Here is a 21649-nt window from a genome sequence, read left to right as displayed (position 1 = left end):
GGAGAGAAGGATGAGTCTGGAGGCATTTCTTCACAACCTACATTTTGACATTGACAAGGCAAGGCCACCGGACTTAGAGGTGGACTGGGAAGACGCACCGCTTGCGTATAAGCTCTACCGTGGCTTACCTGTGATTCCATTGTCTTCGGAAGTACCGCTCACGCTCGAAGGACGGGAAGCACCCGCGAAGCCTGATCTTCGCGGAATCGGTCATTTTCTTTGGTACGTATTCGGGCTTACTCAATTCTGCCAGTCAGTCTTTGCCTCGAATTCCACGGAACAAGCGGTAAGCCTAATGCAGTCGTACCGGCGGTTTGTTCCCTCCGGTGGAGCATTATATCCAAACGAATTATACGTGTATTTGAATCTGGAAGATTTGCCTGCCGGGGTGTACCATTATGATGTGGCACACCACCGCTTGGTGTTGTTGCGAGAAGGCGATTTTGATTCATATCTAGCCCGGGCTCTTGGCAATCGCTGTGACATGTCTGCTTGTTTTGGTACTGTTTTTGTGTCGACGATGTTTTGGAAAAATTTCTTTAAATACAATAACTTTGCCTATCGTCTGCAAGGACTGGATGCTGGCGTGCTGATCGGGCAGCTGCTGGAAGTGGCAAAACGGTTTGGCTTCGCATCGGGAGTATACTTCCAATTTCTTGATCGGGCCATCAACCATCTGCTTGGGCTATCTGAACAGGAGGAGAGTGTATATGCGGTTATTCCACTGTCGATGGAGCCGGCGATCACTTGGTTTTCTAATAGGAATAGCATAGACGGGATTGTCTCTGCCACCGAATTGTGCCGAGAGTTGACAGCGGTTCAGCATGATCACTATGTCAGGTCACGAAGGATCACGGAGTATCCGATGCTGATCAAGATGAACGAAGCGTCCCTGATGGAATCATCGCGAATGTTTCGGCAGATCGAGGGGAAGAAGAACGTTATTTGTGAGGGCCAGGCGGTGGCGCTGCCCCATGTGAAGCGGTTGTCGTATGATCTGGCGTCGGTCTGCCGAAAGCGATATTCACCGGATATAGATTTTGTTTTGGGCAAGGTAAGTCAACCGCAGTTAGCCGCTCTGCTGCAAGAGGCGGTGGCTTCCTTTTCGTATCGAAATGATTTGGATGGAGTACATGAGGGACTTAAGTCCCGTGTCTCACTGTATGGTTGTTTGTATAGCGTTGAAGGTATTTCGGATGGTGCATATTATTATGACAGTGCTGCCCATGCGCTACAGCGGGTACGTCTCGGAGATCATCGGTTCTGGCTACAGCACGGAATGGCTGCGGACAATGTAAATCTGTTTCAAGTACCGCTCTGCCTACACGTGGCAGGAGACAAGGATCACCTCAAAACGGTACTGGGATACAGAGGATATCGTATCCAACAAATGGAAGCGGGCATGCTCGTGCAGCGATTACTGTTGGCGGCGTCCGCCATTGGGATGGGAGGACACCCGCTCCTCGGATTTGATGCGAATTTGTGTGATGAGATCTACAAGATGGATTCACAAGGAAAAACCAGCCTGATTCAAATTCCGGTCGGTCCCTATCGTCATCGTCCCAGGTTGGCGGGAAGTTTGCATGGCTAAGGGAGGCAAGAGTGAGATGTTGGAATCAAAAAAATAACGATAAATATTATTTTCCTATCATTGTTTATATAATTAAGAAGGATAGAGGTTTATGTAATGAACAACATTCAAAGTGAACAGGATATAATTGAATTAATTAAAAACGACCAATTGATGATGGAGATTCTTACCCTTGTTAAGGATTTACGTTTGCCTGACTGTTGGGTTTGTGCAGGATTTATCCGTTCAAAAGTTTGGGACGTTCTGCATGGATTTAAAGTAGCGACTCCATTAGAAGATGTTGATGTCGTTTATTTCGATTCAAAGAACATAGATAGTAGTACAGAAAAGAAATTTGAAGAAAAACTTAGGCATATGAATCCGAATATTAATTGGTCAGTAAAGAACCAGGCAAGGATGAATATAAGAAATAACGACAGCCCTTATAAATCTTCAGAAGACGCTATTTCTAAATTTCCAGAAACAGCAACAGCGGTTGGTGTTCAATTAGACAGTGAAAATAATGTTATTTTGACTTGTCCATGTGGCATAGAAGACCTTATTAACTTGATTGTTAGACCTACTGAACATTTTATTCGAAACGCTGATACTAAAGCTGAGATTTATGAAGAACGATTACAAAAAAAGAACTGGCAAGAGAAATGGTATAAGTTAAATATCATTCACATGCTTTAGTTACATAATGAAAGATGGTGTTGAAAAACTCTATTTCAGCGATTATTAGTTTTGCAACACCATCTAAAGAATTTGCAACCTTATATCAAGTTTTGCGTATAAAGAAGACGAAGACAATGGTAACCATAACGTTTTACTGTATGGTTTAATTATATTTTCACTGGGGTGAAATGGTTCTGAATAAGGTAGAAACAAAAGAGTATTTGATGCAAGAGCTAAAACAAGTGGAGACGTGGGAAAATGAGCAGAAGGATTTGTGGTTCTGGGAAAAGTTAGGTCGACTTCCTTTTGTTCTTTTGGATAAGATTACCCCAAAGTTGATTCGGGACAAAATTGGACAGGCCATTGATGAAGTGGGAAGTTATATTCAAACAGGTGGGCAATATTTAATTAGCGAAAAGCAAACGCTGGAGCGATTGCAAACATTCGCTTCACAGGATTTCGATGCTCTTTTAACAATTTCGGGTGTAGCTCATTATCCGTTAGAGGTTATGGACAAGGCTGCCGAGGAGATTGGCAAATCGCGTACGAACATGGCGATAGTACAGGGAGCTACCACGGGAATTGGCGGTCTGTTTACCCTGGCAATTGATATCCCGGCTTTGCTTGGCCTTTCGCTGAAAGTGTTACAGGAGATCGCCATTTGCTATGGCTATGACCCGAAAGAGAAACAAGAACGCATTTTTATCATTAAGTGTATGCAGTTTGTTTCCTCAGATATTGTAGGAAAGAAGGCCATCATTGAAGAGTTAGGTGCGTTTGGTCAAGAAGGAAAGGACAGAGAAGTTATTGCTCAGCTTCAGGGATGGCAAGAAACGGCCATGAATTATATTGATAATTTTGGCTGGAAAAAACTTTTTCAATTGATTCCAATCGTTGGCGTAGTGTTTGGCGCTTATATCAACAAGAGTACGGTTGAAGAAGTCGCGGAAGCCGGAAGAATGCTGTATCGAAAGCGGCGAATTGTAGAGAAGCTTAAACAGGTTACAGAAAATTCTGTCTTATAAAACGCGATTTCATTTGAATAATTTTTTACGAAAAATAAGGAAAAAGGGAAGGCCCGAAGTTTTTGCTAGAAACGGCATACTCGGGTCTGTTTTTATGAGAGAGGATATCTGTCGTGGAAGGTATATGTGCCTAAATTTAAATAAAGGTTCTTCACAGTTTCTTCACACCTGTTCTTTATATTTATAAAAAAGTGAAGAGAAACAATAGAAAGGGAAGAGGCAAAATGAAAAAGACATTACTTTTTGCTGGTATTGCCACAGGTGCCTTTCTTCTGACCGCCTGCGGCCAGATGGAGAAAAACTCAGCAACCGAGCCACCAGTGAAAGCAGAGAATAAAGAAACGAAACAATCAGCAACCCAAATTGCAAATCAGGCGAATCGGGTGATTGTAGATTTAGTAGCAAAAGAGTCGCGACAAGAAATGAAGCCGGGGATTACATTGCCGGTTTGGACATACGGAGGGAAGGTTCCAGGTCAGGAAATTCGGGTAAAGCAGGGGCAAGAAGTAGTCGTTAACTTGAAAAATGAGTTGTCCGAAAATGTAACCATTCACTGGCATGGCTATCCGGTACCTTTTGAAATGGATGGTGTGCCGGGGATGTCGCAAAATTCCATTAAACCTGGAGAGTCCTTTACGTACAAGTTTACGGCAACTGTTCCGGGAACGTATTGGTATCATTCTCATAAAAATAGCGCAGAACAGGTGGATAGAGGATTGTATGGTGCGTTTATTGTAGAAAAGAAAGATGAACTGAAGACGGATAAAGATTATACGCTGATTCTTGATGAATGGGAAACAGCAGCGGCAAACCAAAAAAGTTCTAAACAAGGAATGGACCATTCTAACATGAATATAGACAGTATGTCCGGTCAAAATAATAACAATGGCAACAATCAATGGATGCATGGAATGGATCATTCGAAAATGGGTACTATGAATATGTCCGATAACATGAAAAACAGCAAGGGCCAATCCATGCATATGATGGATCACATGGCTTCTTATGACTTATTTACAGTTAATGGAAAGTCTAGTTCGTTTATTGAACCGTTGGTCGCAAAAACAGGAGAAGTGGTGCGGCTACGTTTTATTAATGCCGGATACCAGCTTCGTTTGATGGATTTCGGTAATGTTCCATATCGAATCGTAACAACCGATGGACAAGATATTCAACAGCCTCTAGAAGTGAAAGGTAAGTTGCTCCCAATTGGACCAGGTGAGAGATATGATGTGGTACTGACTATTCCATCTTCCAGCTTTGAAATTTTAGATTGTACCAAGCGTCCGGCAGCAAAAGATGTAAAAATCATGGTACAAAATCAAGATAACAAGAGCGTTGCGCAAACCGGCAAGGTAACAACGGAGCTGCTTGATATTACAACGTACGGTAAAGCGACAGCTAAAACAGAGCGAAGAAAATATGATAAAGAATTTAAAATGGTTTTTGAGGATGTTATGGATCATAGCTCTGATATGGGAATGAAATATACAATCAATGGCAAGTCTTTCCCGGATACGGAAAAATTAATTGTGAAAAAAGGCGAATATGTGAAAGTGACGTATGAAAATAAAGGGCAAGCGAACCATCCAATGCATTTGCATGGCCACTTCGTCAGAGTGCTGTCCAAGAACGGGAAACCGGTAAGCGGCTCGCCGCTGATAAAAGATACGTTAAACGTCAAACCTGGTGAGACGTATGAAGTAGAATTTGTGGCTGACAATCCGGGGAATTGGATGTTTCATTGCCACGACCTGCACCATGCAAGCACGGGCATGATGACAACGGTTGAGTATGAAGGATATAAGAATCCTGTAAAAGTAGATCGTAACGATCTGTCAGAATAAGCTGATGGTAGCGAAGGAGATGTCGGTGTCTCCTTCGTTCTTTGTTTATATTTTTTAGGTTAAGATAGCTAAAAGGCTGTATGGAGTCTTTGGCGGAAGGAAAAAGTTCAATTGAGCATGCCATTCATATTGCCGGAGAGCGGTTTGCTAAAGGTGAGATTTCGGAAAAAGAATATGAACGAATTCTGAACAGGCTCAGAGAGGATGAGAAGTAGGATGAAAGAAGAAAAAGTTATTTTAATTGTTGACGACGAACAACCGATGCGTCGGCTTCTCTCGCTGTATTTACGCCAATCAGGCTATGCGACTCACGAAGTATCCTCAGGAGAAGAGGCGCTAGCTGCCGTTCGGAGCAATAGATACGGGCTTATTCTGCTTGATATCATGATGCCCGGTATGTCAGGGTGGGAGGTGTGCGAAAGCGTGAGGGAAATCTCGAATGTTCCTGTTATTATGTTGACCGCGCGAGATGAAACGAGAGATAAAGTGAAAGGGTTGGGTTTAGGTGCAGATGACTATATTACAAAGCCTTTTGAAAAAGAAGAATTGTTAGCAAGAGTACAGGCTTTGTTACGGCGAAGTGAAAGATATCATCCTGAAGATGGGAATTATCGAAATAAAAACCTGCTGATTCATGGTGGTATTACGTTGGACAGTGAAAAGCGTGAAGTATGGTATAACCAACAAATGCTTTCATTAACCAGAAAAGAGTACGAATTACTCTACATATTGATGAAACACCCGGGTCAAGTATTTAGCAGGGAACATTTACTTGCTCTCATATGGACAAATCAAGATGTCGAGGATTATCGTACAGTAGATACTCATGTGAAAAATTTGCGGGAGAAGTTGCGGGCAGCGGGAGCGCCTGCCCATGATATTATCAAAACAGTATGGGGAATCGGGTACAAAGCGCAATGAACATGCAAGCACTAGTACAATTTATTCGTAATCGTGTATCAATTAAGCTTGGCCTTTTATTATTGTTTGTTTTTTTGCTTATTCTTTTTTCGTTGGGCAACATTTTATATTCTCTTTTCCTAACTTTCTATCTTTCGCATGTAAATGAGGAATTAGTACAACGTGCGAACAGTCATGCGAATGTATTAAGCGATCATTTCGAACCAACCACAATTCAGCATGTTGTTCGTATGGAGAAGGGTTCAAGAAACATGGTTGTCATTCTTGATCAAAAAAAACAGGTTATCGCCAGCTCAAGTCCAATTACTTCTTTGCATCGGGAGTATCTTAAGGCAAGTGAAAATAAGCAAGAAGGAGAAACATCGATAGAAAAAGATTGGAATACAAAACCTTTTCTTGTTTCTTATTCACCTGTTTTACAGAATAGGGAAGTGGCTGGAACTGTTGTTATGTTTAGTCCCACAGCGCCGATTCGTGAAGCAGTCAATATTTTGCAGCAAATGCTAGTGATTAGCGGCATCATTACCGTTTTTGTCGTTGCGGGAATTTTATTTATCATTTCTCGTATGCTCGTTCGTCCCCTCTTGGAAATGAAAAAAGCAACAGGTGAAATTGCGCAGGGGAACTATGCTACCAGATTGCCTGTTAGAGGTGGTGATGAAGTCGCACAATTGGCTGCATCCATTAATCATATGTCAGATCGCATTCGCTTTTATCAAAAGCAGCGTAATGAGTTTTTAGCGGATGTTAGCCATGAATTGCGCACTCCGCTTACATATCTTAAAGGGTATTCGGAAATCCTGGCTCATTCACAACGAGAGGGAGAGAATGCCGAATATGCAAAAATTATTTATGAACAAAGCAACCGATTGCAGCGGCTTGTCCAAGATTTATTCGATTTGGCACGGATGGAACAAGGTGATTTTTCCTTCCGCATGGAGCGTTTCTCGCTTGAAGATGCAGTTACAGACGCTTTGTCATTAGTCGAAGTTTCCGTAGAGGAGAAGGGGCTTCGACTTGAGTACCGACCTTTCAGCACTTCTTTGTATGTAGAAGGAGATAGGCAGCGAATCGGTCAAGTCTTGCTGAATGTATTAGAAAACGCACGAAGATATACACCTTCGGGAGGTATCATTTTTGTTAGAATGAAGCGTAATGAACATTACGGGATTGTAGAGATTGAAGATACTGGGCCTGGTATTCCAGAAGAAGATATACCGTATATAATGGAAAGATTATACAGGGTGGAAAAATCTCGTTCTCAAGTGACAGGTGGAGCCGGTTTGGGACTAGCTATCAGTAAAGAAATTATCGAAAAGCATAAAGGAACATTGCAGGTTAAAAGCGTCGAAGGAGAAGGCACGACCTTTGTTATTAAGCTACCATTGTATAATTGACACTCCACACGGTTTCTAAGCCATCACATGAAGGGATTACCGAGCAACACCGCCCTTCATCCCACGATGAAAACCGCAGGAAAAGAGAAGAGCGACAAAATAGGGGCCAAACCAAGCTCTTTTTTCCTTTTCCCGGCAACGTTTCAGACAAAACGGGATACGGTATCAACTGTCTCCCTCACTGAATGGCCCAGATGTTTTTCTGCCGCGTTCTGTCTGAAGCAGAGAGTGGCATTTTTTTGGTTGCCACGAGGAAAAGACGAGGTGCAAGGTTTGGCCCTTATTTTGGCTCGAACGATTATCTTCTTTTCGTGCGTATTTGTTCAAGACTTTTAAATTCATACCCTTTTTTTCGTACGTCATCGATAATTTTTTCCAGAGCTTCTGCATTATCCTTAGAAACCGAATGAAGCAAAATGACCGCACCCGGATGAAGTTGAACCATGAAATTATCGTATGCGTATTTCCAGCCCCTTTGCGCCTTGGTATCCCAATCTTTATAGGCAAGAGACCAAAAGACATTTGTGTACCCGAGCTGTTTGCTTACTGCCAGCGTCCGTTCGCTAAAAATCCCTCTCGGTGGACGCAAAAAGGAAACCTCTTTTTGTCCGGTCATTCGGATTACCTCTTCTTTTACTTTTTCCAGTTCTTCTTTCATCCTGCTGTTTGAAATTTTGGTCATATCCGGATGACTCCAGGAATGATTCCCGATGATATGCCCTTCCTTCACCATTCGTTGTAATAATTCGGGCTGGCTTTTGACATAATGTCCAGTAACAAAAAAAGTCGCCGGGACTTTTTTCTCCTTCAGCGTATCTAAAATTTGCGCTGTGTAGCCATTCTCATAACCATTGTCAAAGGTGAGGTAAAGCTCTTTTTTGGTCGTATCCCCCAAAAAGATAGCTTCATGCTTTGCCAAAAGTTCCTTAAACCCCTCTTCGTCAATGGAGGGAAGCTGACCGTTTTTACTTTTTTTAAAGCCGAAGTGATACGGAGTATCCTGATAACTTCCTGTTGCATAAAGCGGTAATAAGGAAACGAACAGGACGAAAACAGTAAGGATGGTTAAACGCTTCATTGATGCACTCACTCCTCGGTATGCGTAGCTTTTTATAAAGATATTTTCCCAACAAGACGGAAACATTATGTACATTTGTTTGGAAACCTTTTGCAATGCGTACCATTTCTTCATTTTTCTCTGTAGTCACTCATGATATTCTTTTCTACGCTTCAGCCGTGCGGAGTGTCAATTTCTTGTAGCTAGGTGTAAAGCAATAAGGCCGGAAATGTGGGGAGCAGCCATTGAAGTTCCATCTAGTGTCTTGAATTGCTTACCGAGCCAGGTAGAAAGAAGATTGGCGCCCCCCGCCATTACCGACCGATGCTACCATGATAATTCCTTTTTAACCGACGAGATGTTCATGAATTGGATTGGATTCGTTTGTTTCAACTTCATCATCATCAAATATTGCTTTTGGCAGGCTAGTATACGTTCCCCAATAGTAAGAGATTAAAGAAAGTATGGCAACGAAAATGATATCCCAAGGATGTTTAAGGACACCGATACCTCCGAATAATCCGAGATAGGAAGCAATCATCATCGTTGCGTAATAAAATACGAGCCACCATGAGGATTTTATTTGTTGTGTGAAACTTACTTTCTCAGTAGGAACCCATTTTTTAAAGAATAAATAAACGATAAACATAACGATTTGAGAACCGAGTAACCAGGAAATCGTTTTCCAACCAGACCAGTATACGATTAATGAAGCAATAATAAATGAAAGTGGACATAAAATAGCCATTCCTTTTAATCGAAATGGACGGGGCAGATCCGGTGCGTTGTGTCGGAAAGCTGCCGCAGAGATTGGAGCAAATGCATAGCTTAATACTAACGCCGCTGAAACAACACTGATTAAAGACTCCCATGACGGAAAGGGAAGAGTCCAGAAGACTGATAAAATAAATGATAACCAAACAGCAGGACGAGGAATTCCTGATTTTTGTTCGACTTTTGTAAATACTTTGAATAATGTTCCGCTACGGGCCCATCCATATACAACACGTGGAGTTGTAGACATATAGATATTACCCGTTCCACTCGGGGAGATGATCGCATCAGAAACGATAAAAAATACGAGCCAATTTAGTCCAAGAACCGCAGCAATATCTTTAAATGGGAGACTAAACTGTTTGTCAATTCCTGCCCATCCATTTTCCAGCATATTCGTTGGTATGCTTCCGAGAAATGCTACCTGTAAGAGAACATATACAATTGTGGACAGAACGACGGACAATATTAAGGCGATTGGAATCGTTCGCTGCGGATTTTTAGCTTCACTTGCAACCGAAACAATGGGTGTTAACCCTAGATATGCAAAAATAACCCCACCTACAGAAATAGCAGATTCTATTCCGAATATTCCGGATGGTGCAAATCCACCTACAGAAAAATTAGCTGGTTTTAAGTGAGATAATAAAACAATGATAGTTATCGTTGGTACGAAGAATTTAAAAATGGTTATAATTGTGTTCGACTGAGCAAAAGTACGTATACTCCAATAATTCAAGATGAAAAAAAGACAAAGTAAACAAAATTGAAATAACCATCCAGATAACGTTGGCAGCGTAGATTCTTCTTGAGTTAAGCTTGGCCACCATGCGGTAGCATATTGGCGAGCTGCTTCTACCTCAATGGCAATAAGACTTGAATAAGCAATTAATGTTATAGAGCCAAGGAGATATCCCATAAGTGGACCATGGGAATAAACAGGATAACGAACGACACCTCCTGCACGTGGGACGGAAGCGCCGAGTTCACAGTAAACGAATCCTAATAGCAGAACGGCTATACCTCCCATAACCCATGATAATATACCAGCTGGTCCTGCAATGGCAGAAACGTGGCTAGCAGCAAAGAGCCACCCTGAACCAAATATAGCTCCAAATCCTATCCAAGTAAGATCAGACAGTGAAAGTTCTCTCTTAAACTTCCCTTGATTTGACATGTAACCTCACCCCTCTGTTTAATAAACATAGTTACTATCGTTGTGATTGTTTTTCATCAGCTGGATGGAATGTTTAAATCCAGCTGATGTGGAAAAGTAGATAGATTGGCAGGAATGGTAAAAAGGATTAATGATTGATTGGCATAGGTGGTATGAGTAAAAATCCTTCCTTTAGCGGGTCATCTTCGTTGTAGATGAATGTATGCATCCCTGTTATCCAAGCTGAGCCAGTAATTTCAGGTATGACTGCTTCAAATTCTTTTACTTTTGTAATATCGACTATCTTCGCTTTGAAAAGGCTTCCAATAATGCTTTCATGAACAAAGAGCTCGTTCTTTTTGATTTCGTTTCGTGCATACAATGTAGCAAGTTTTGCCGAGGTACCTGTTCCGCAAGGAGAGCGATCAATTCCTCCCGGCGGTACAACGACTGTATTTTTGCAATGTGCTTCTTCCTTGGTAGGATCCGTATAGAACTCAATATGTGTTAATCCTTTAATAAACGAGTGCTCGGGGTGGACGACGTCAGTTATTTGATTGATTGTGTCGCGAATTTTAACGGCGGTATCGATAATTTTTGCAGCATTGCTTGCTACAAGTTCTAATCCAATTTTTCGTGCATCGACAATACCATAAAAATTTCCTCCATAGGCGATATCGCAGTAAACCTCTCCAATGTTTTCTACATTAACATGTATGCTTTTTAACAGAAAAGATGGAATATTATGGAATGTTACTTCTTTCGCTTGACCATGTTCTACTTTAATCTTGACTTTTACCAGACCAGCTGGCGTATCTAAACTTAGATCGGTATAAGGTTCCTTAACTGGTATCAGACCAGCTTCAACTAGTGCTGTACAAAAACCAATGGTATCATGCCCGCACATCGGCAAATAGCCGCCTGTTTCGATATAGATTACACCTACATCCGCTTTAGGATGGCAGGGTTCCATAAGCAAAGCACCTGACATTACGTCATGCCCCCTTGGTTCAAACATAAGGAACTTTCGAATCCAATCATATTCTTCTTTCATGTGCAGCATTTTCTCAGCCATTGTTTTTCCTTCTAATTTTGGAAGACCACTAATAACTGTTCTTGTAGGATTTCCTCCGGTATGAGTATCAATAGTATGGAAGATTTTTTGGAATTTCATGAATGTACAACTCCTTTGACTTTAAAGCGATCGTATCTTAATGGTTCGATAGGAATTGTTGTATGTGATTTCTCTTTGATTAGTTCATCAATTAGTTTTCCCGTAATAGCGGCTAAACTGATTCCATCGCCTTCATGGCCAGCAGCAATATAAAATCCAGGAACCTCGTCAACGTGAGAAATAATAGGTAGATGATCGTTTGTCCATGGGCGCAGACCAGCATACGTTCGAATGACTAACATGTCCGCCATTTTAGGATAGAACCGAATGGCACGGCGTGCTATGCATTTAATAACATCAATATTTACAGTTGTATTCATTCCCACAAATTCTCTACTACTTCCAATCAAAAAATTTTGGCTCTCTGTTGGTTCAAATACTAAAGCCACGCCATATTTTTCAGTTGGCGGATCTACTTTTCTTTGGCCTCCAAACTTAGATATAAGATAACCGAATTCCATAACTTTTCTAAGGCCAACAGGTTGTTGCCTTGATGCAACAATAATATGACCTTTTCTAGGTTTAATTGGAATAGGAATGTCGAGCATCTTTCCAATCATGGGAGCCCATATCCCAGCAGCATTCACGACTTTTTTTGCTGTAAATAATCCGCTGGATGTTTCGATTTTAAAATCCCCCGTAGTTGATTTTTTAATGGAATGAACCTCAGTATGGGTGTAAATGTTAGCTCCCTTTTTCTTTGCTCCCTCTGCTAATGCAAATGAAAACAGGTAAGGGTTAACGGTTGAATCTGTTTCGCATTCCAGCCCTCCTAATAAATCATCAGCAAAAAAAGGGGATTCCTGTCTAATATCACTGCGATCTAACATTTTAAAGGGAAGCCCCGCTTCTTTTTGGCGTGCTACCCATTTTTCTGCAGCAATCATTTCCTCTTCAGTTTCACATACTAAAATACTGCCCGGTGCCCTATATTCAAAGTGATGTTCCAATTCTTTGCTTAATTCATTCACTAATTTCTGACTAGCTAGAGACATTTGACTATCGAATCCCGGGTCTTTATCGATCGCTAGTATGTTTCCATCACATCTGGACGATGTTCCGCTTGCTAATTCGTTTTTTTCTAATACCGCCACACTCATTCCTGATTTCGATACATAATAAGCGATAGCACTTCCAATAATCCCTCCTCCTATAATGATTACGTCAAAGTTTTTTTTCAATATGTTCCCTCCTTTCCGATGTTTCTAGTAATATTTTAGTAAGCAAGAATCATGCCAATAACAAACGCTTTTAATTGATTCTGAATTGACAAAATATTTTTACATGAATAATATAATTATGTAAAATTTTTTAGAATGTGTAAAAAATATTATACGTTATGTAGGAGGGATACACATGAATTTTAAATTTCCTAGTTTAAAGGAAATCACGAATAAACACGTTATTGTTTTTAAATCTGAAACTGAAATTTCAAGGTCTTTTAATGCTGATGCAGCTTTTCTTATAGATAAGGATATCTTTTATATCACTGATTTTGAGCCTTTAAAGTTATCGAAGAGCAGGATGGTGGATTGTGATACACCCATTGAAGAGGTGATAAAGTATGTGAAAAAATACCGGTATTTATTAGTGAAAAATAAAGAGGGAGAACCGATTGGTTTTGTTGATTCTGTAATCATGTGTGAGTGTTTATTAAATTCGTATAAGTACTTGCATGCTTTTTTTGAAACGGTACTAGAAACGATGGATGCGTCGTGTACGGTGATCGATAAAAATGAAATAGTATGTGCCTGGACAGAAGAAGCGGAGAAAATTTTTTCTGTTTCGAGGAAAGATATCATCGGTAAGCCTATTACAGATTTCTTTGAACCTAATATGCTAGAAATATTAAAAACGTTAAAGCAAGGAAGAAAACTTCATCGTCATCGACATCAACCAAGGCCTGATTTGTTTGTGCTGATTAATTCCAATCCTGTTTATTTAGAGGGAAAGATAATAGGTGCAGTAGTATCTGAAACAGATATTACAAGTCAAGTACGTCTAAACCAGGAATTATTTAATATTTCCGCGGAGGTTCATCGGTTAGAGCAGGAGGTTGCGAGGTTAAGACCTTCAAAGGATTCATTTAGCCTTATAAAAGGGAGAAGTAGAACCATTCGAAAAACGATTGAAATGGCGAAAAAGATTAGTTCAGCTAAATCAACTGTTTTGATATTAGGGGAAAGCGGCGTTGGAAAGGAGTTATTCTCCAAAGCAATTCACGATGCTCGTGAAGCACCAGACGCCCCATTTATCCCTATAAATTGTGGAGCCATTCCAGCATCCTTGTTTGAAAGTGAGCTATTTGGTTATGAAAAGGGGGCTTTTTCAGGGGCAGATCAAAGAGGAAAAAAGGGGAAAATAGAATTAGCAAAAGGCGGAACCTTATTTTTAGATGAAATTGGTGAAATGCCTATCGAAATGCAAGTTAAGCTTTTACGCGTGTTGCAGGAAAAGAAATTCTATCGAATAGGTGGGACAAAGGAAATAGATGCAGATTTCAGAGTCATTGCTGCTACAAATAAAAACCTGGAGGAGATGATTAAAGAAGGAAAATTTAGAGAAGATTTGTTTTATCGTTTAAACGTTATAAGTATTCATATTCCGCCTTTGAGGGAAAGAAAAGAAGACATCATTGAACTGATTCATTATTTTTTGTATGAGTTCTCCATTAGATATAACAGGCCCATTCATGGTATCTCCCAAGATGTAATGAATGAATTATTCAACTATAGCTGGCCTGGGAATATACGTGAACTTAGAAATGTTATTGAACGTTTAGTAGTGCTTGCGACAGACGGAATTATAAAAAAAGACGATTTGCCTTTTGTACATCAAGTTGATACTCGCAGTACAAATATTGATAACTTGTTTGAAGTTCCCCATGCTGATACTGATAAAATTTTATCGCTGAAAGAAGAATTAGAGATTTGTGAGAAAAAAATTATTGAACGGGTGCTCCAAATGGAAAATGGAAATAAGCAAGCGTGCGCGAAGAGGCTGGGTGTTACGCGAGCGACATTATACAATCGAATGAAGAAACTTGGCATTACACTGTAATTCTCCTCGTTTGTTGGCATGTTTTTTGCTCGTTATGTAAATAGAAAAACCTATAACCATTGAATGAGGAGGAAAGACATGAAGACCTCAACAGATTTTATTGTATGTCGATGTGAGGAAGTAACTTATCAAAGTATAGTTGAAACAATAAAAAAATATAAATGCTCATCAAGAGAATTAAAATTGAGAACCCGTGCAGGTATGGGATTTTGCGGGGGAAGAACATGTCGCTATTTTATCGATAGGATTGTTGCTGATTATGGAGAAAATGCGGTCACTCACAATATGCCACTGAAATATCAGGCTCCGGTAAGACCTGTTACATTTGGACTGTTAGGTGATTTAAAATGAACAATCGTATTATTGATCACCCAGTTTTAGGTGAAATGAAGATCGGCAAGAAAGTGCCATTTCATTTCAATGGTCAGTATTATGAGGCATACGAAGGAGAAACGATTGCAGCTGCGCTTTTGGCCAACAATATTCGGACGTTGCGTGTGCATGAAGAAAGTGGTACAGCTAGAGGGATTTATTGTAATATTGGGCATTGCTTTGAGTGCCGAGTGACTGTAAATGGTTGTCATCATGTAAGGGCTTGCATAACTATAGTGGAAGAAAACATGGATATTCATAGCGGAAAAACACAACCAACTCCAATTAAAGATTTATTTAAAGGAGAAAATAACGTATGAGTGAATTAGTCATTATTGGAGCTGGGCCGGCAGGACTGGCTGCGTCAATTGCTGCAAGGGAATGTGGTCTTAAGGTAACATTAATTGATGAATTTATAAAACCCGGGGGAAGATTATTAGGGCAGCTATATCAGGAAAGGGATGGAACATGGTGGAACGGTATTAAAGAAACGGATAAATTAGTTGCTCAAGCAGAAAAGCTCGGAGTAGAAATTACATGTGGGATTTCTGTTTATCATTTGAATAAACATGAACACGGGTGGCTTGTTCACACCAATCATGGAAGTATGCAAGCCCCATATGTTTTGCTAGCAACAGGTGCAGCAGAATATCATGTCCCAATGCCAGGATGGACTTTGCCTGGAGTCATGTCAGTAGGAGCCGCACAAGTAATGACGAATGTTCATCGTGTAAAAGTCGGAAAGAAGGGAATGATTATTGGAGCGAATATTCTTTCCTTTGCGATTATGCATGAATTGCAACTTGCTGATCTTAATATTGCGTGTATGGTGTTACCACCAAAGAATGAGATATCAAAGAGCGCTGCAAAGCCAATGGAAGTCATGAAGAGTTTATTGAGAGCATCCCACTTAGCTCCATCACCTATATTAAGATTCGGAAGTCGCTTACTGATAAATGAATCATTGTGTAAGCTAGCCCTTCGTTTTCTTCCGAAAAAAGGAATGAGTGTATGGGGAATACCGATTCATTTACGGAAGGCAGCTATTGAAATAGTCGGCAATCAGCAAGTAGAAGGAGTAAAAGTAGTTGATATTACGATGGATGGAGAACCCATCAAGGGAACGGAAGAAATAGTACAGGTGGATTTTGTTTGCATATCTGGTGGATTATATCCATTAGCTGAATTGGCTGCAGTAGCGGGATGTCCATTTCACTATATTCCTGAACTTGGAGGACATATCCCACAACATAATGAACGAATGGAAACACCTCTAAAAGGCCTTTATGTTGCAGGGAATATTACAGGAATCGAGGGAGCCAAAGTTGCAATAGCACAGGGATTTGTAGCTGGTTATTCGATAGCAGAGCACACCGGGGCATCGAGAGAAACTGCAAAACGTAAATTGGAAGAAGCAATGAAAAACGTAAAAGACATTCGTGAAAAAGCAATCATCCAGTTCTATCCTAATGTCAAAGAAAATAGAGACAAATTGTACGGTGCATATCAATGTATTTAGTTGAAAAAATGGATGACATCACATGATGAGTTTTGTGAGTCATCCATTATTTTATCGTAATTAAAAATCACCCAATGATGTAATGTCACTGGGTGATTTATATATACGTTTAAAAATGATATTTAATGGCGCAAGTTTTGATTTGGGAGTAAAAATCAAGCGCTGATTGACCTTGCTCTCTTGAATGAGAACTGGATTGTTTCATTCCGCCGAATGGTGCTTGATATTCCACACCAGCTGTTTCTTGGTTTACTCTTACCATTCCAGCTTCCGCTTCTTCTAGGAAACGATGAGCTTTTGATAAATCAGTGGTAAAAATAGAAGCGCTTAATCCATACACAGTTTCGTTGCACAACTGAATCGCTTCATCGTAGTTTTTAGCTACTAGCACCGTTGTTACGGGACCGAATATTTCTTCTTGTACTAACTTATGTTGTGTATCTACTCCTGCCACTACCAATGGTTGAATAAAATAACCTTCATTATCACTTTCGATCGATCCTTGTGCGATAATTTCTGCTTCCTCCTCAGCCATTTTTACGTAAGAAGAGACCGTTTCATATTGATGTTTAGATGCAACAGGGCCGAGATATGAATCTGGAAGCAACGGATCTTTAGCTTTTAATAAAGATACTGCTTCATTGAATGATTTCATAAAGATCGGATAAACACTTTCCTCAACAATGATACGGCTGGTTGCTGTACATTTTTGTCCGGCTGAACGGAAGGCACCACTTAATATCATAGGAATCGTTTTTTCGATATTGGCATCATGAAGGATAACAGCAGCATTTTTACCGCCCATTTCTGTCTGATATTTAATGTTTCGTTTAGCACAAATGGAAGCGACTTGCTTTCCAATCGTGGATGAACCGGTAAAACTAACAGCGTGAATATCTGTAGTTTCGAGAAGGGTGTTTCCCACTTCTTTTCCTTTTCCAACGATAAGATTTAAAACTCCGCTTGGAAGGTTTGCCTGCTGGAATATCTCTGTTAACTTAATAGCAGATAGTGTAGCATTCTCCGCTGGTTTCCATATCACTGAATTTCCACAAATAAGTGCAGGGGCAATTTTCCAAATAGGAATAGCTACTGGAAAGTTCCATGGTGTAATAATTCCCACTACTCCTAACGGAACACGTTTTGAAAATTGTATAACATGTTTATCGCTTGAAGGGATTATATCGCCATTTGAGCGTGTACCTTCTGCGGCATAATAACGCAACAAGTGAATGCCACGTACGACCTCACCTCGCATTTCACCAATTGGTTTTCCCATTTCCCTACTTGCGAGTACTGCTAGTTCTTCAAGGCTATTTTCTAATGCCTCTGCCATCTTGTATAGATAATTCCCTCGCTCAATTCCTGTCATCTTAGACCATATTTTGAATCCTTCTTTTGCTGACTTTTCCGCTTCAAGTAAATGTTTGGCGGAAGAATAGCAAAGGATGCCAACTTCTTCTTGGAGGTTCGAAGGGCTATATACGATCGTTTCCTTTCCGTCAATAGATACCCATTCTCCACCTATAAAGTTTTTGGATTCAATTAATGATTTTGTTTTCATAACCGTACCTCCCGCTCAATGTTTGTATGCATTCCTATTGTTATTTACGACAATTTTAATTTTTTAGAAATCGGAAAGGATAAGGAAGACTCCTTACCCTTTCTCTTACAATTAATGTTTAATTTTTTCTACTGCTCTCTCAAAGTCTCTCCTTACATTTTCATATTCTTCTTGATGTAAAGGAAGTCTAGGTGGGCGTGCAGGACCAACGGGTTGTTCAGCTAACTCCATCATATACTTAATGTATTGAACCAATTGGGGACTAGCGTCATAATGAAATAGAGGAAGAAGACGACGATAAAGTTTCAATGCTTCGTCTATTTTTCCATTTTTGGCTAAATTGAATAATTGAACTCCCTCTTTAGGTAATGCGTTAGGAACACCGGCAATCCACCCTGTTGCTCCTATCATTGGACCTTCTAACGATAAATCATCGACGCCTACCATGACTTCCAAATCTGTTCTATCTAGAATATCATGCATGCGACGGATATCACCTGAAAACTCTTTTACAGCAACCACATTTTCAAATTTGGCAATCTCTTCGAGCAAATCAGGGGTTAAATCTGTTGGGTAATCTCTAGGATTGTTATAAGCAACAATAGGCATACCGACTTTATTAATAGCTTCATAATGGGCGATAATCTCGTTTCGTAAAGGTTTATAGTTAATAGGTGGAAGCACCATAACACCTTCAGCTCCAGAGTCTTTTGCATATTCAACCCATTTTATGACTTGTTGCGTAGATGGAGCAGCGGAACCAACAACAACCGGTACACGTCCCCGAGAAGCTTCAATGACAGTTTGTACTACTTTTGCTCTTTCTTCAGGAGTAAACGTAGCATATTCACCGAGTGATCCTGTAGGAACCAGTCCTTGTACGCCTTCTTGTATGAGCCAATCACATAGCTCATACAATCTTTTATAATCGACTTCAAAATCAGTAGTAAATGGAGTGACAAGAGCAACATAAACTCCTTCAAATCTTGCCATTTGAAATTCCCCTTTCCATTTAATTTTTTATTCATTATCTTGTTATCGCAAAATCCATACCAATGTTTTTTGATAATTATGTAAATTTTTTTATACATAATGCGTTTTTGTATGTATAAAAAAGTTTACAATGTATAAAATTTTATAAGTTGGCTGTTACCACATATTCTGAGGAAACACCCGAGCCAATCAAAACCATTCCCAAAGCGATTTTTCTCATTGCTCTAGTAGATGGAGTTATTTTCGGCTCTTACTTCACACAACCTGTCTTTCCTGATGTGTCTTTCTTTAAAAATCCCGATGCGACTGTGTCGGAAATTGCCTTGTTCGCTGGTAGAAAGGTATTTCAGCGCAAAATGAGCAAGTGCCAGAAAGTATGGGTAACAATGCGACCATTATCCGGATCGAGCCACCTGCAGTTATTTTGTACGAGCAAATTGATATCGTTCTTGACGCGATTGAGAAAAGTCTCGGTATGATAGCTCAAGAAAAAGTAACGTTTTGTCAATAAAGTGAAAATCCCCGAATTCGGGGATTTTCAGTTTGTAGACAAAGTCTAACTTCGTTGTCGATGAGTGTACTATCATGAATGCTATCGAAATTCCTTTATTCTAAAATTAAGAACAAAAGCGATAGTGTTCTCCGTATGGTTCATAGTAATGCTACTACCAAGGCAAATACTGATGACCTTTCTACTCAGGATATTTATTCTTGCTGCTCACGATGCCATTGCTGTCCATGATGCCACTGCTGTCCATGATGCCACTGCTGTCCAGGGTGCCATTGCTGTCCAGGATGCCATTGCTGTCCAGGATGCCATTGCTGTCCAGGATGCCATTGCTGTCCAGGATGCCATTGCTGTCCAGGGTGCCACTGCTGTCCAGGGTGCCATTGCTGTCCATGATGCCACTGCTGTCCAGGGTGCCATTGCTGTCCATGATGCCATTGCTGTCCAGGGTGCCATTGCTGTCCATGATGCCACTGCTGTCCATGATGCCATTGCTGCTGTCTATCTTCAGTCATATTCTTCCCTCCAAGGTATTAGTCTATTTCCTGTATTTAAGATATGTGGTCTGAAAGGAAGAGTGAGAAGAATAAAAGCCCAAAATGCAGTCTCGGAAATTTGGATATGACTTCATATTCGTGAAGAGTGAGAAGAATAAAAGCCCAAAATATCCCCCGTTTGTACCTGTTAAATGAATTGGAAAAATTTGTTTCTATAACCGAGATTATAGGACATAGCAAAGCGAAAGAAATTCACATTTTTGCTACTAACCGGATATCAATAATGAGTCTAGCAGAGCCAAAAGAAAAGAGAGAGAACTAAAATAAAACCATAAAAATATTATGTATACTAAAAGTGCGGATATCCATTTTTGGAGTTGAGTCCATATAATTGTGTAAAAACAGTCTCTTTAAAATTAAGAGAGCCATTTCAAATACCCTCGGTTAGAATGAAGTTGACCAGAAAACATTCCAGGAGAGGGGATTTTGAAAATGGCTCAATACCAGATTACTGTAGATTCGCAGCTTTTGCAGCAACTTTTTCTCGGAAATTCGCAGGATTCGGGGGTGGCCAAGCTGCTGGAATCGGTATTGAATCAGGTGTTGCAAGCCCAGGCTACGGAACAACTGTCTGCGGAACCGTACGAACGTACAGATGAACGCCAAGGTTATCGAAACGGTACATATCCTCATCAACTGACGACGCGGGTGGGAACGATCACCCTTCGGGTGCCACGGATTCGAAATGGAAAGTTCTCGACAGAAATGTTTGCCCGCTATCAGCGAAGTGAACAAGCCTTGGTTTTAGCCCTCATGGAGATGGTGGTGAATGGGGTATCAACTCGAAAAATTGCCCAAATCACGGAGGAACTGTGTGGAACCGAGTTCTCTAAGTCAACTGTTTCCGAACTGTGTATTCGAACCCATTTTCAAGGGGTGACGTGGCAACGGTGTCAGACTCATTTTATGCGAAATATCCTCGATGCCACGCCCAAGCAGCTGCAAGAGGAGTTGTATCCCCGTGTTCGTGCGATTTTGGATGCTCCTGATCTTGAGACCGCACGGTTGTTGTTGCAACAAACGGTGGAAACGTATGAGGCCAAAGCTTCAAAGGCGATTTCCGTTTTAGAGAATGGTTTTGATGATGCCACAGCCGTTCTTCTACTCCCTGAAAAGTACCGCAAACGACTTCGGACAACAAATGGCATGGAGCGACTCAACGAAGAAATTCGCCGACGGGAGTGTCATTCGCATTTTTCCTAACCGTGAATCTGTTATTCGCCTGATCGGGGCTTTGCTTATGGAGATAGACGAAAAATGGGCAAGCGGCAAAAAATATCTCGATATGGCAGAGTATTTGGAATGGCGAGAAACTCAGGCAACAAAAGCGATGTCTAAAGTGACTCGCATTGGCTAATTTATTTCTCTAACCGAGGGGAATTTACACACAAATCTGGACTTGATCAACATATGTCTGTGAATCATGCAACCGACAATTAGTAGGGACTACAACACATCTCTTAACAATGAACGTGGA

General features: G+C 40.6%; 21 protein-coding genes. 13 read left to right on the top strand and 8 right to left on the bottom strand.

From position 1 onward, the window contains the following. Positions 1–10 precede the first annotated feature (10 nt). The 7 genes from ACH33_RS11410 (at position 11) to ACH33_RS11385 (ending at position 7438) form a co-directional block, all read left to right on the top strand. Complete coding sequence (locus tag ACH33_RS11410) at positions 11–1591, top strand: SagB family peptide dehydrogenase (protein ID WP_057899131.1); 1581 nt, start codon at positions 11–13, stop codon at positions 1589–1591. 96 nt (positions 1592–1687) lie between these two features. Next, a complete protein-coding gene (locus ACH33_RS11405) occupies positions 1688–2266 on the top strand; it encodes a nucleotidyltransferase family protein (RefSeq protein WP_057899130.1) in 579 nt (192 codons plus the stop codon). Positions 2267–2472: 206 nt separating this feature from the next. After that, positions 2473–3273, top strand: coding sequence for an EcsC family protein (locus tag ACH33_RS11400; protein WP_236781869.1), 801 nt, complete (start codon positions 2473–2475; stop codon positions 3271–3273). Positions 3274–3497: 224 nt separating this feature from the next. Then, positions 3498–5120: a multicopper oxidase family protein gene (locus ACH33_RS11395; RefSeq protein WP_082706021.1), complete on the top strand. Its 1623-nt coding sequence runs from the start codon at positions 3498–3500 to the stop codon at positions 5118–5120. An 80-nt stretch (positions 5121–5200) separates the two neighbouring features. Beyond that, positions 5201–5335: an SHOCT domain-containing protein gene (locus ACH33_RS19380; RefSeq protein ID WP_139184963.1), complete on the top strand. Its 135-nt coding sequence runs from the start codon at positions 5201–5203 to the stop codon at positions 5333–5335. A gap of 1 nt (position 5336) precedes the next feature. Next, entirely contained in the window at positions 5337–6041 is a 705-nt protein-coding gene (locus ACH33_RS11390; RefSeq protein ID WP_057899128.1) for a response regulator transcription factor, read from the top strand. 2 nt (positions 6042–6043) lie between these two features. Further along, on the top strand, positions 6044–7438 hold the full coding sequence (locus ACH33_RS11385) for a sensor histidine kinase (RefSeq protein ID WP_162265031.1): 1395 nt from the start codon (positions 6044–6046) through the stop codon (positions 7436–7438). A gap of 298 nt (positions 7439–7736) precedes the next feature. On the opposite strand, the gene pdaA is transcribed toward ACH33_RS11385, so the two are convergent. The 5 genes from pdaA to ACH33_RS11365 all read right to left on the bottom strand — a co-directional run bounded on the left by pdaA (position 7737) and on the right by ACH33_RS11365 (position 12780). Next, complete coding sequence (gene pdaA, locus ACH33_RS11380; protein ID WP_057899126.1) at positions 7737–8516, bottom strand: delta-lactam-biosynthetic de-N-acetylase; 780 nt, start codon at positions 8514–8516, stop codon at positions 7737–7739. Positions 8517–8684: 168 nt separating this feature from the next. Next, complete coding sequence (locus tag ACH33_RS19375) at positions 8685–8810, bottom strand: S8 family serine peptidase (RefSeq protein WP_139184962.1); 126 nt, start codon at positions 8808–8810, stop codon at positions 8685–8687. Between the two features lie 31 nt (positions 8811–8841). After that, positions 8842–10446 carry an APC family permease gene (locus tag ACH33_RS11375; protein ID WP_057899125.1) on the bottom strand — a complete coding sequence of 535 codons (1605 nt, stop codon included), beginning with the start codon at positions 10444–10446 and terminating at the stop codon, positions 8842–8844. A 127-nt stretch (positions 10447–10573) separates the two neighbouring features. Beyond that, positions 10574–11599 carry a 4-hydroxyproline epimerase gene (locus tag ACH33_RS11370; protein ID WP_057899124.1) on the bottom strand — a complete coding sequence of 342 codons (1026 nt, stop codon included), beginning with the start codon at positions 11597–11599 and terminating at the stop codon, positions 10574–10576. Continuing rightward, positions 11596–12780, bottom strand: a complete 1185-nt coding sequence (locus ACH33_RS11365) for an NAD(P)/FAD-dependent oxidoreductase (protein ID WP_057899123.1) — start codon at positions 12778–12780, stop codon at positions 11596–11598. The genes ACH33_RS11370 and ACH33_RS11365 overlap by 4 nt, the downstream gene beginning before the upstream one ends. Positions 12781–12955: 175 nt before the next feature. Here ACH33_RS11365 and ACH33_RS11360 point away from each other — a divergent pair, with 175 nt between their 5' ends. From ACH33_RS11360 to ACH33_RS11345, 4 genes are all read left to right on the top strand, one after another. After that, complete coding sequence (locus ACH33_RS11360; RefSeq protein ID WP_057899122.1) at positions 12956–14659, top strand: sigma-54 interaction domain-containing protein; 1704 nt, start codon at positions 12956–12958, stop codon at positions 14657–14659. A 78-nt stretch (positions 14660–14737) separates the two neighbouring features. After that, a complete protein-coding gene (locus tag ACH33_RS11355; protein ID WP_057899121.1) occupies positions 14738–15010 on the top strand; it encodes a (2Fe-2S)-binding protein in 273 nt (90 codons plus the stop codon). Beyond that, positions 15007–15351, top strand: coding sequence for a (2Fe-2S)-binding protein (locus tag ACH33_RS11350; RefSeq protein ID WP_057899120.1), 345 nt, complete (start codon positions 15007–15009; stop codon positions 15349–15351). Before ACH33_RS11355 ends, ACH33_RS11350 begins: the two co-directional genes overlap by 4 nt. Beyond that, positions 15348–16550 (top strand): FAD-dependent oxidoreductase, encoded by a 1203-nt coding sequence (locus ACH33_RS11345; RefSeq protein WP_057899119.1) that lies wholly within the window; start codon positions 15348–15350, stop codon positions 16548–16550. Before ACH33_RS11350 ends, ACH33_RS11345 begins: the two co-directional genes overlap by 4 nt. Positions 16551–16659: 109 nt before the next feature. Here the strand turns inward: ACH33_RS11345 and ACH33_RS11340 are convergent, their stop codons facing one another. Then, the gene (locus ACH33_RS11340) at positions 16660–18096 is read right to left on the bottom strand and encodes an aldehyde dehydrogenase family protein (protein ID WP_057900353.1); all 1437 of its coding nucleotides are present in this window, start codon (positions 18094–18096) and stop codon (positions 16660–16662) included. 129 nt (positions 18097–18225) lie between these two features. Next, complete coding sequence (locus ACH33_RS11335) at positions 18226–19107, bottom strand: dihydrodipicolinate synthase family protein (protein ID WP_057899118.1); 882 nt, start codon at positions 19105–19107, stop codon at positions 18226–18228. Positions 19108–19483: 376 nt separating this feature from the next. Between ACH33_RS11335 and ACH33_RS20370 the strand changes: the two genes are divergently transcribed. Further along, a complete protein-coding gene (locus ACH33_RS20370) occupies positions 19484–19618 on the top strand; it encodes a hypothetical protein (protein ID WP_257721570.1) in 135 nt (44 codons plus the stop codon). Between the two features lie 194 nt (positions 19619–19812). Here ACH33_RS20370 and ACH33_RS19370 read toward each other — a convergent pair whose 3' ends face one another. Further along, positions 19813–20130, bottom strand: coding sequence for a hypothetical protein (locus tag ACH33_RS19370; protein WP_156424066.1), 318 nt, complete (start codon positions 20128–20130; stop codon positions 19813–19815). 474 nt (positions 20131–20604) lie between these two features. On the opposite strand from ACH33_RS19370, the gene ACH33_RS11325 reads away from it, so the two are divergent. Then, a complete protein-coding gene (locus tag ACH33_RS11325) occupies positions 20605–21375 on the top strand; it encodes a transposase (RefSeq protein ID WP_408863342.1) in 771 nt (256 codons plus the stop codon). Positions 21376–21649: the final 274 nt, after the last annotated feature.

Source organism: Aneurinibacillus sp. XH2 (assembly GCF_001439585.2).
In the GTDB taxonomy this organism is placed as follows: domain Bacteria; phylum Bacillota; class Bacilli; order Aneurinibacillales; family Aneurinibacillaceae; genus Aneurinibacillus; species Aneurinibacillus thermoaerophilus.
Note: the sequence above shows the minus strand (reverse complement) of the source record. Positions and strands in the feature narration are given on the sequence as shown.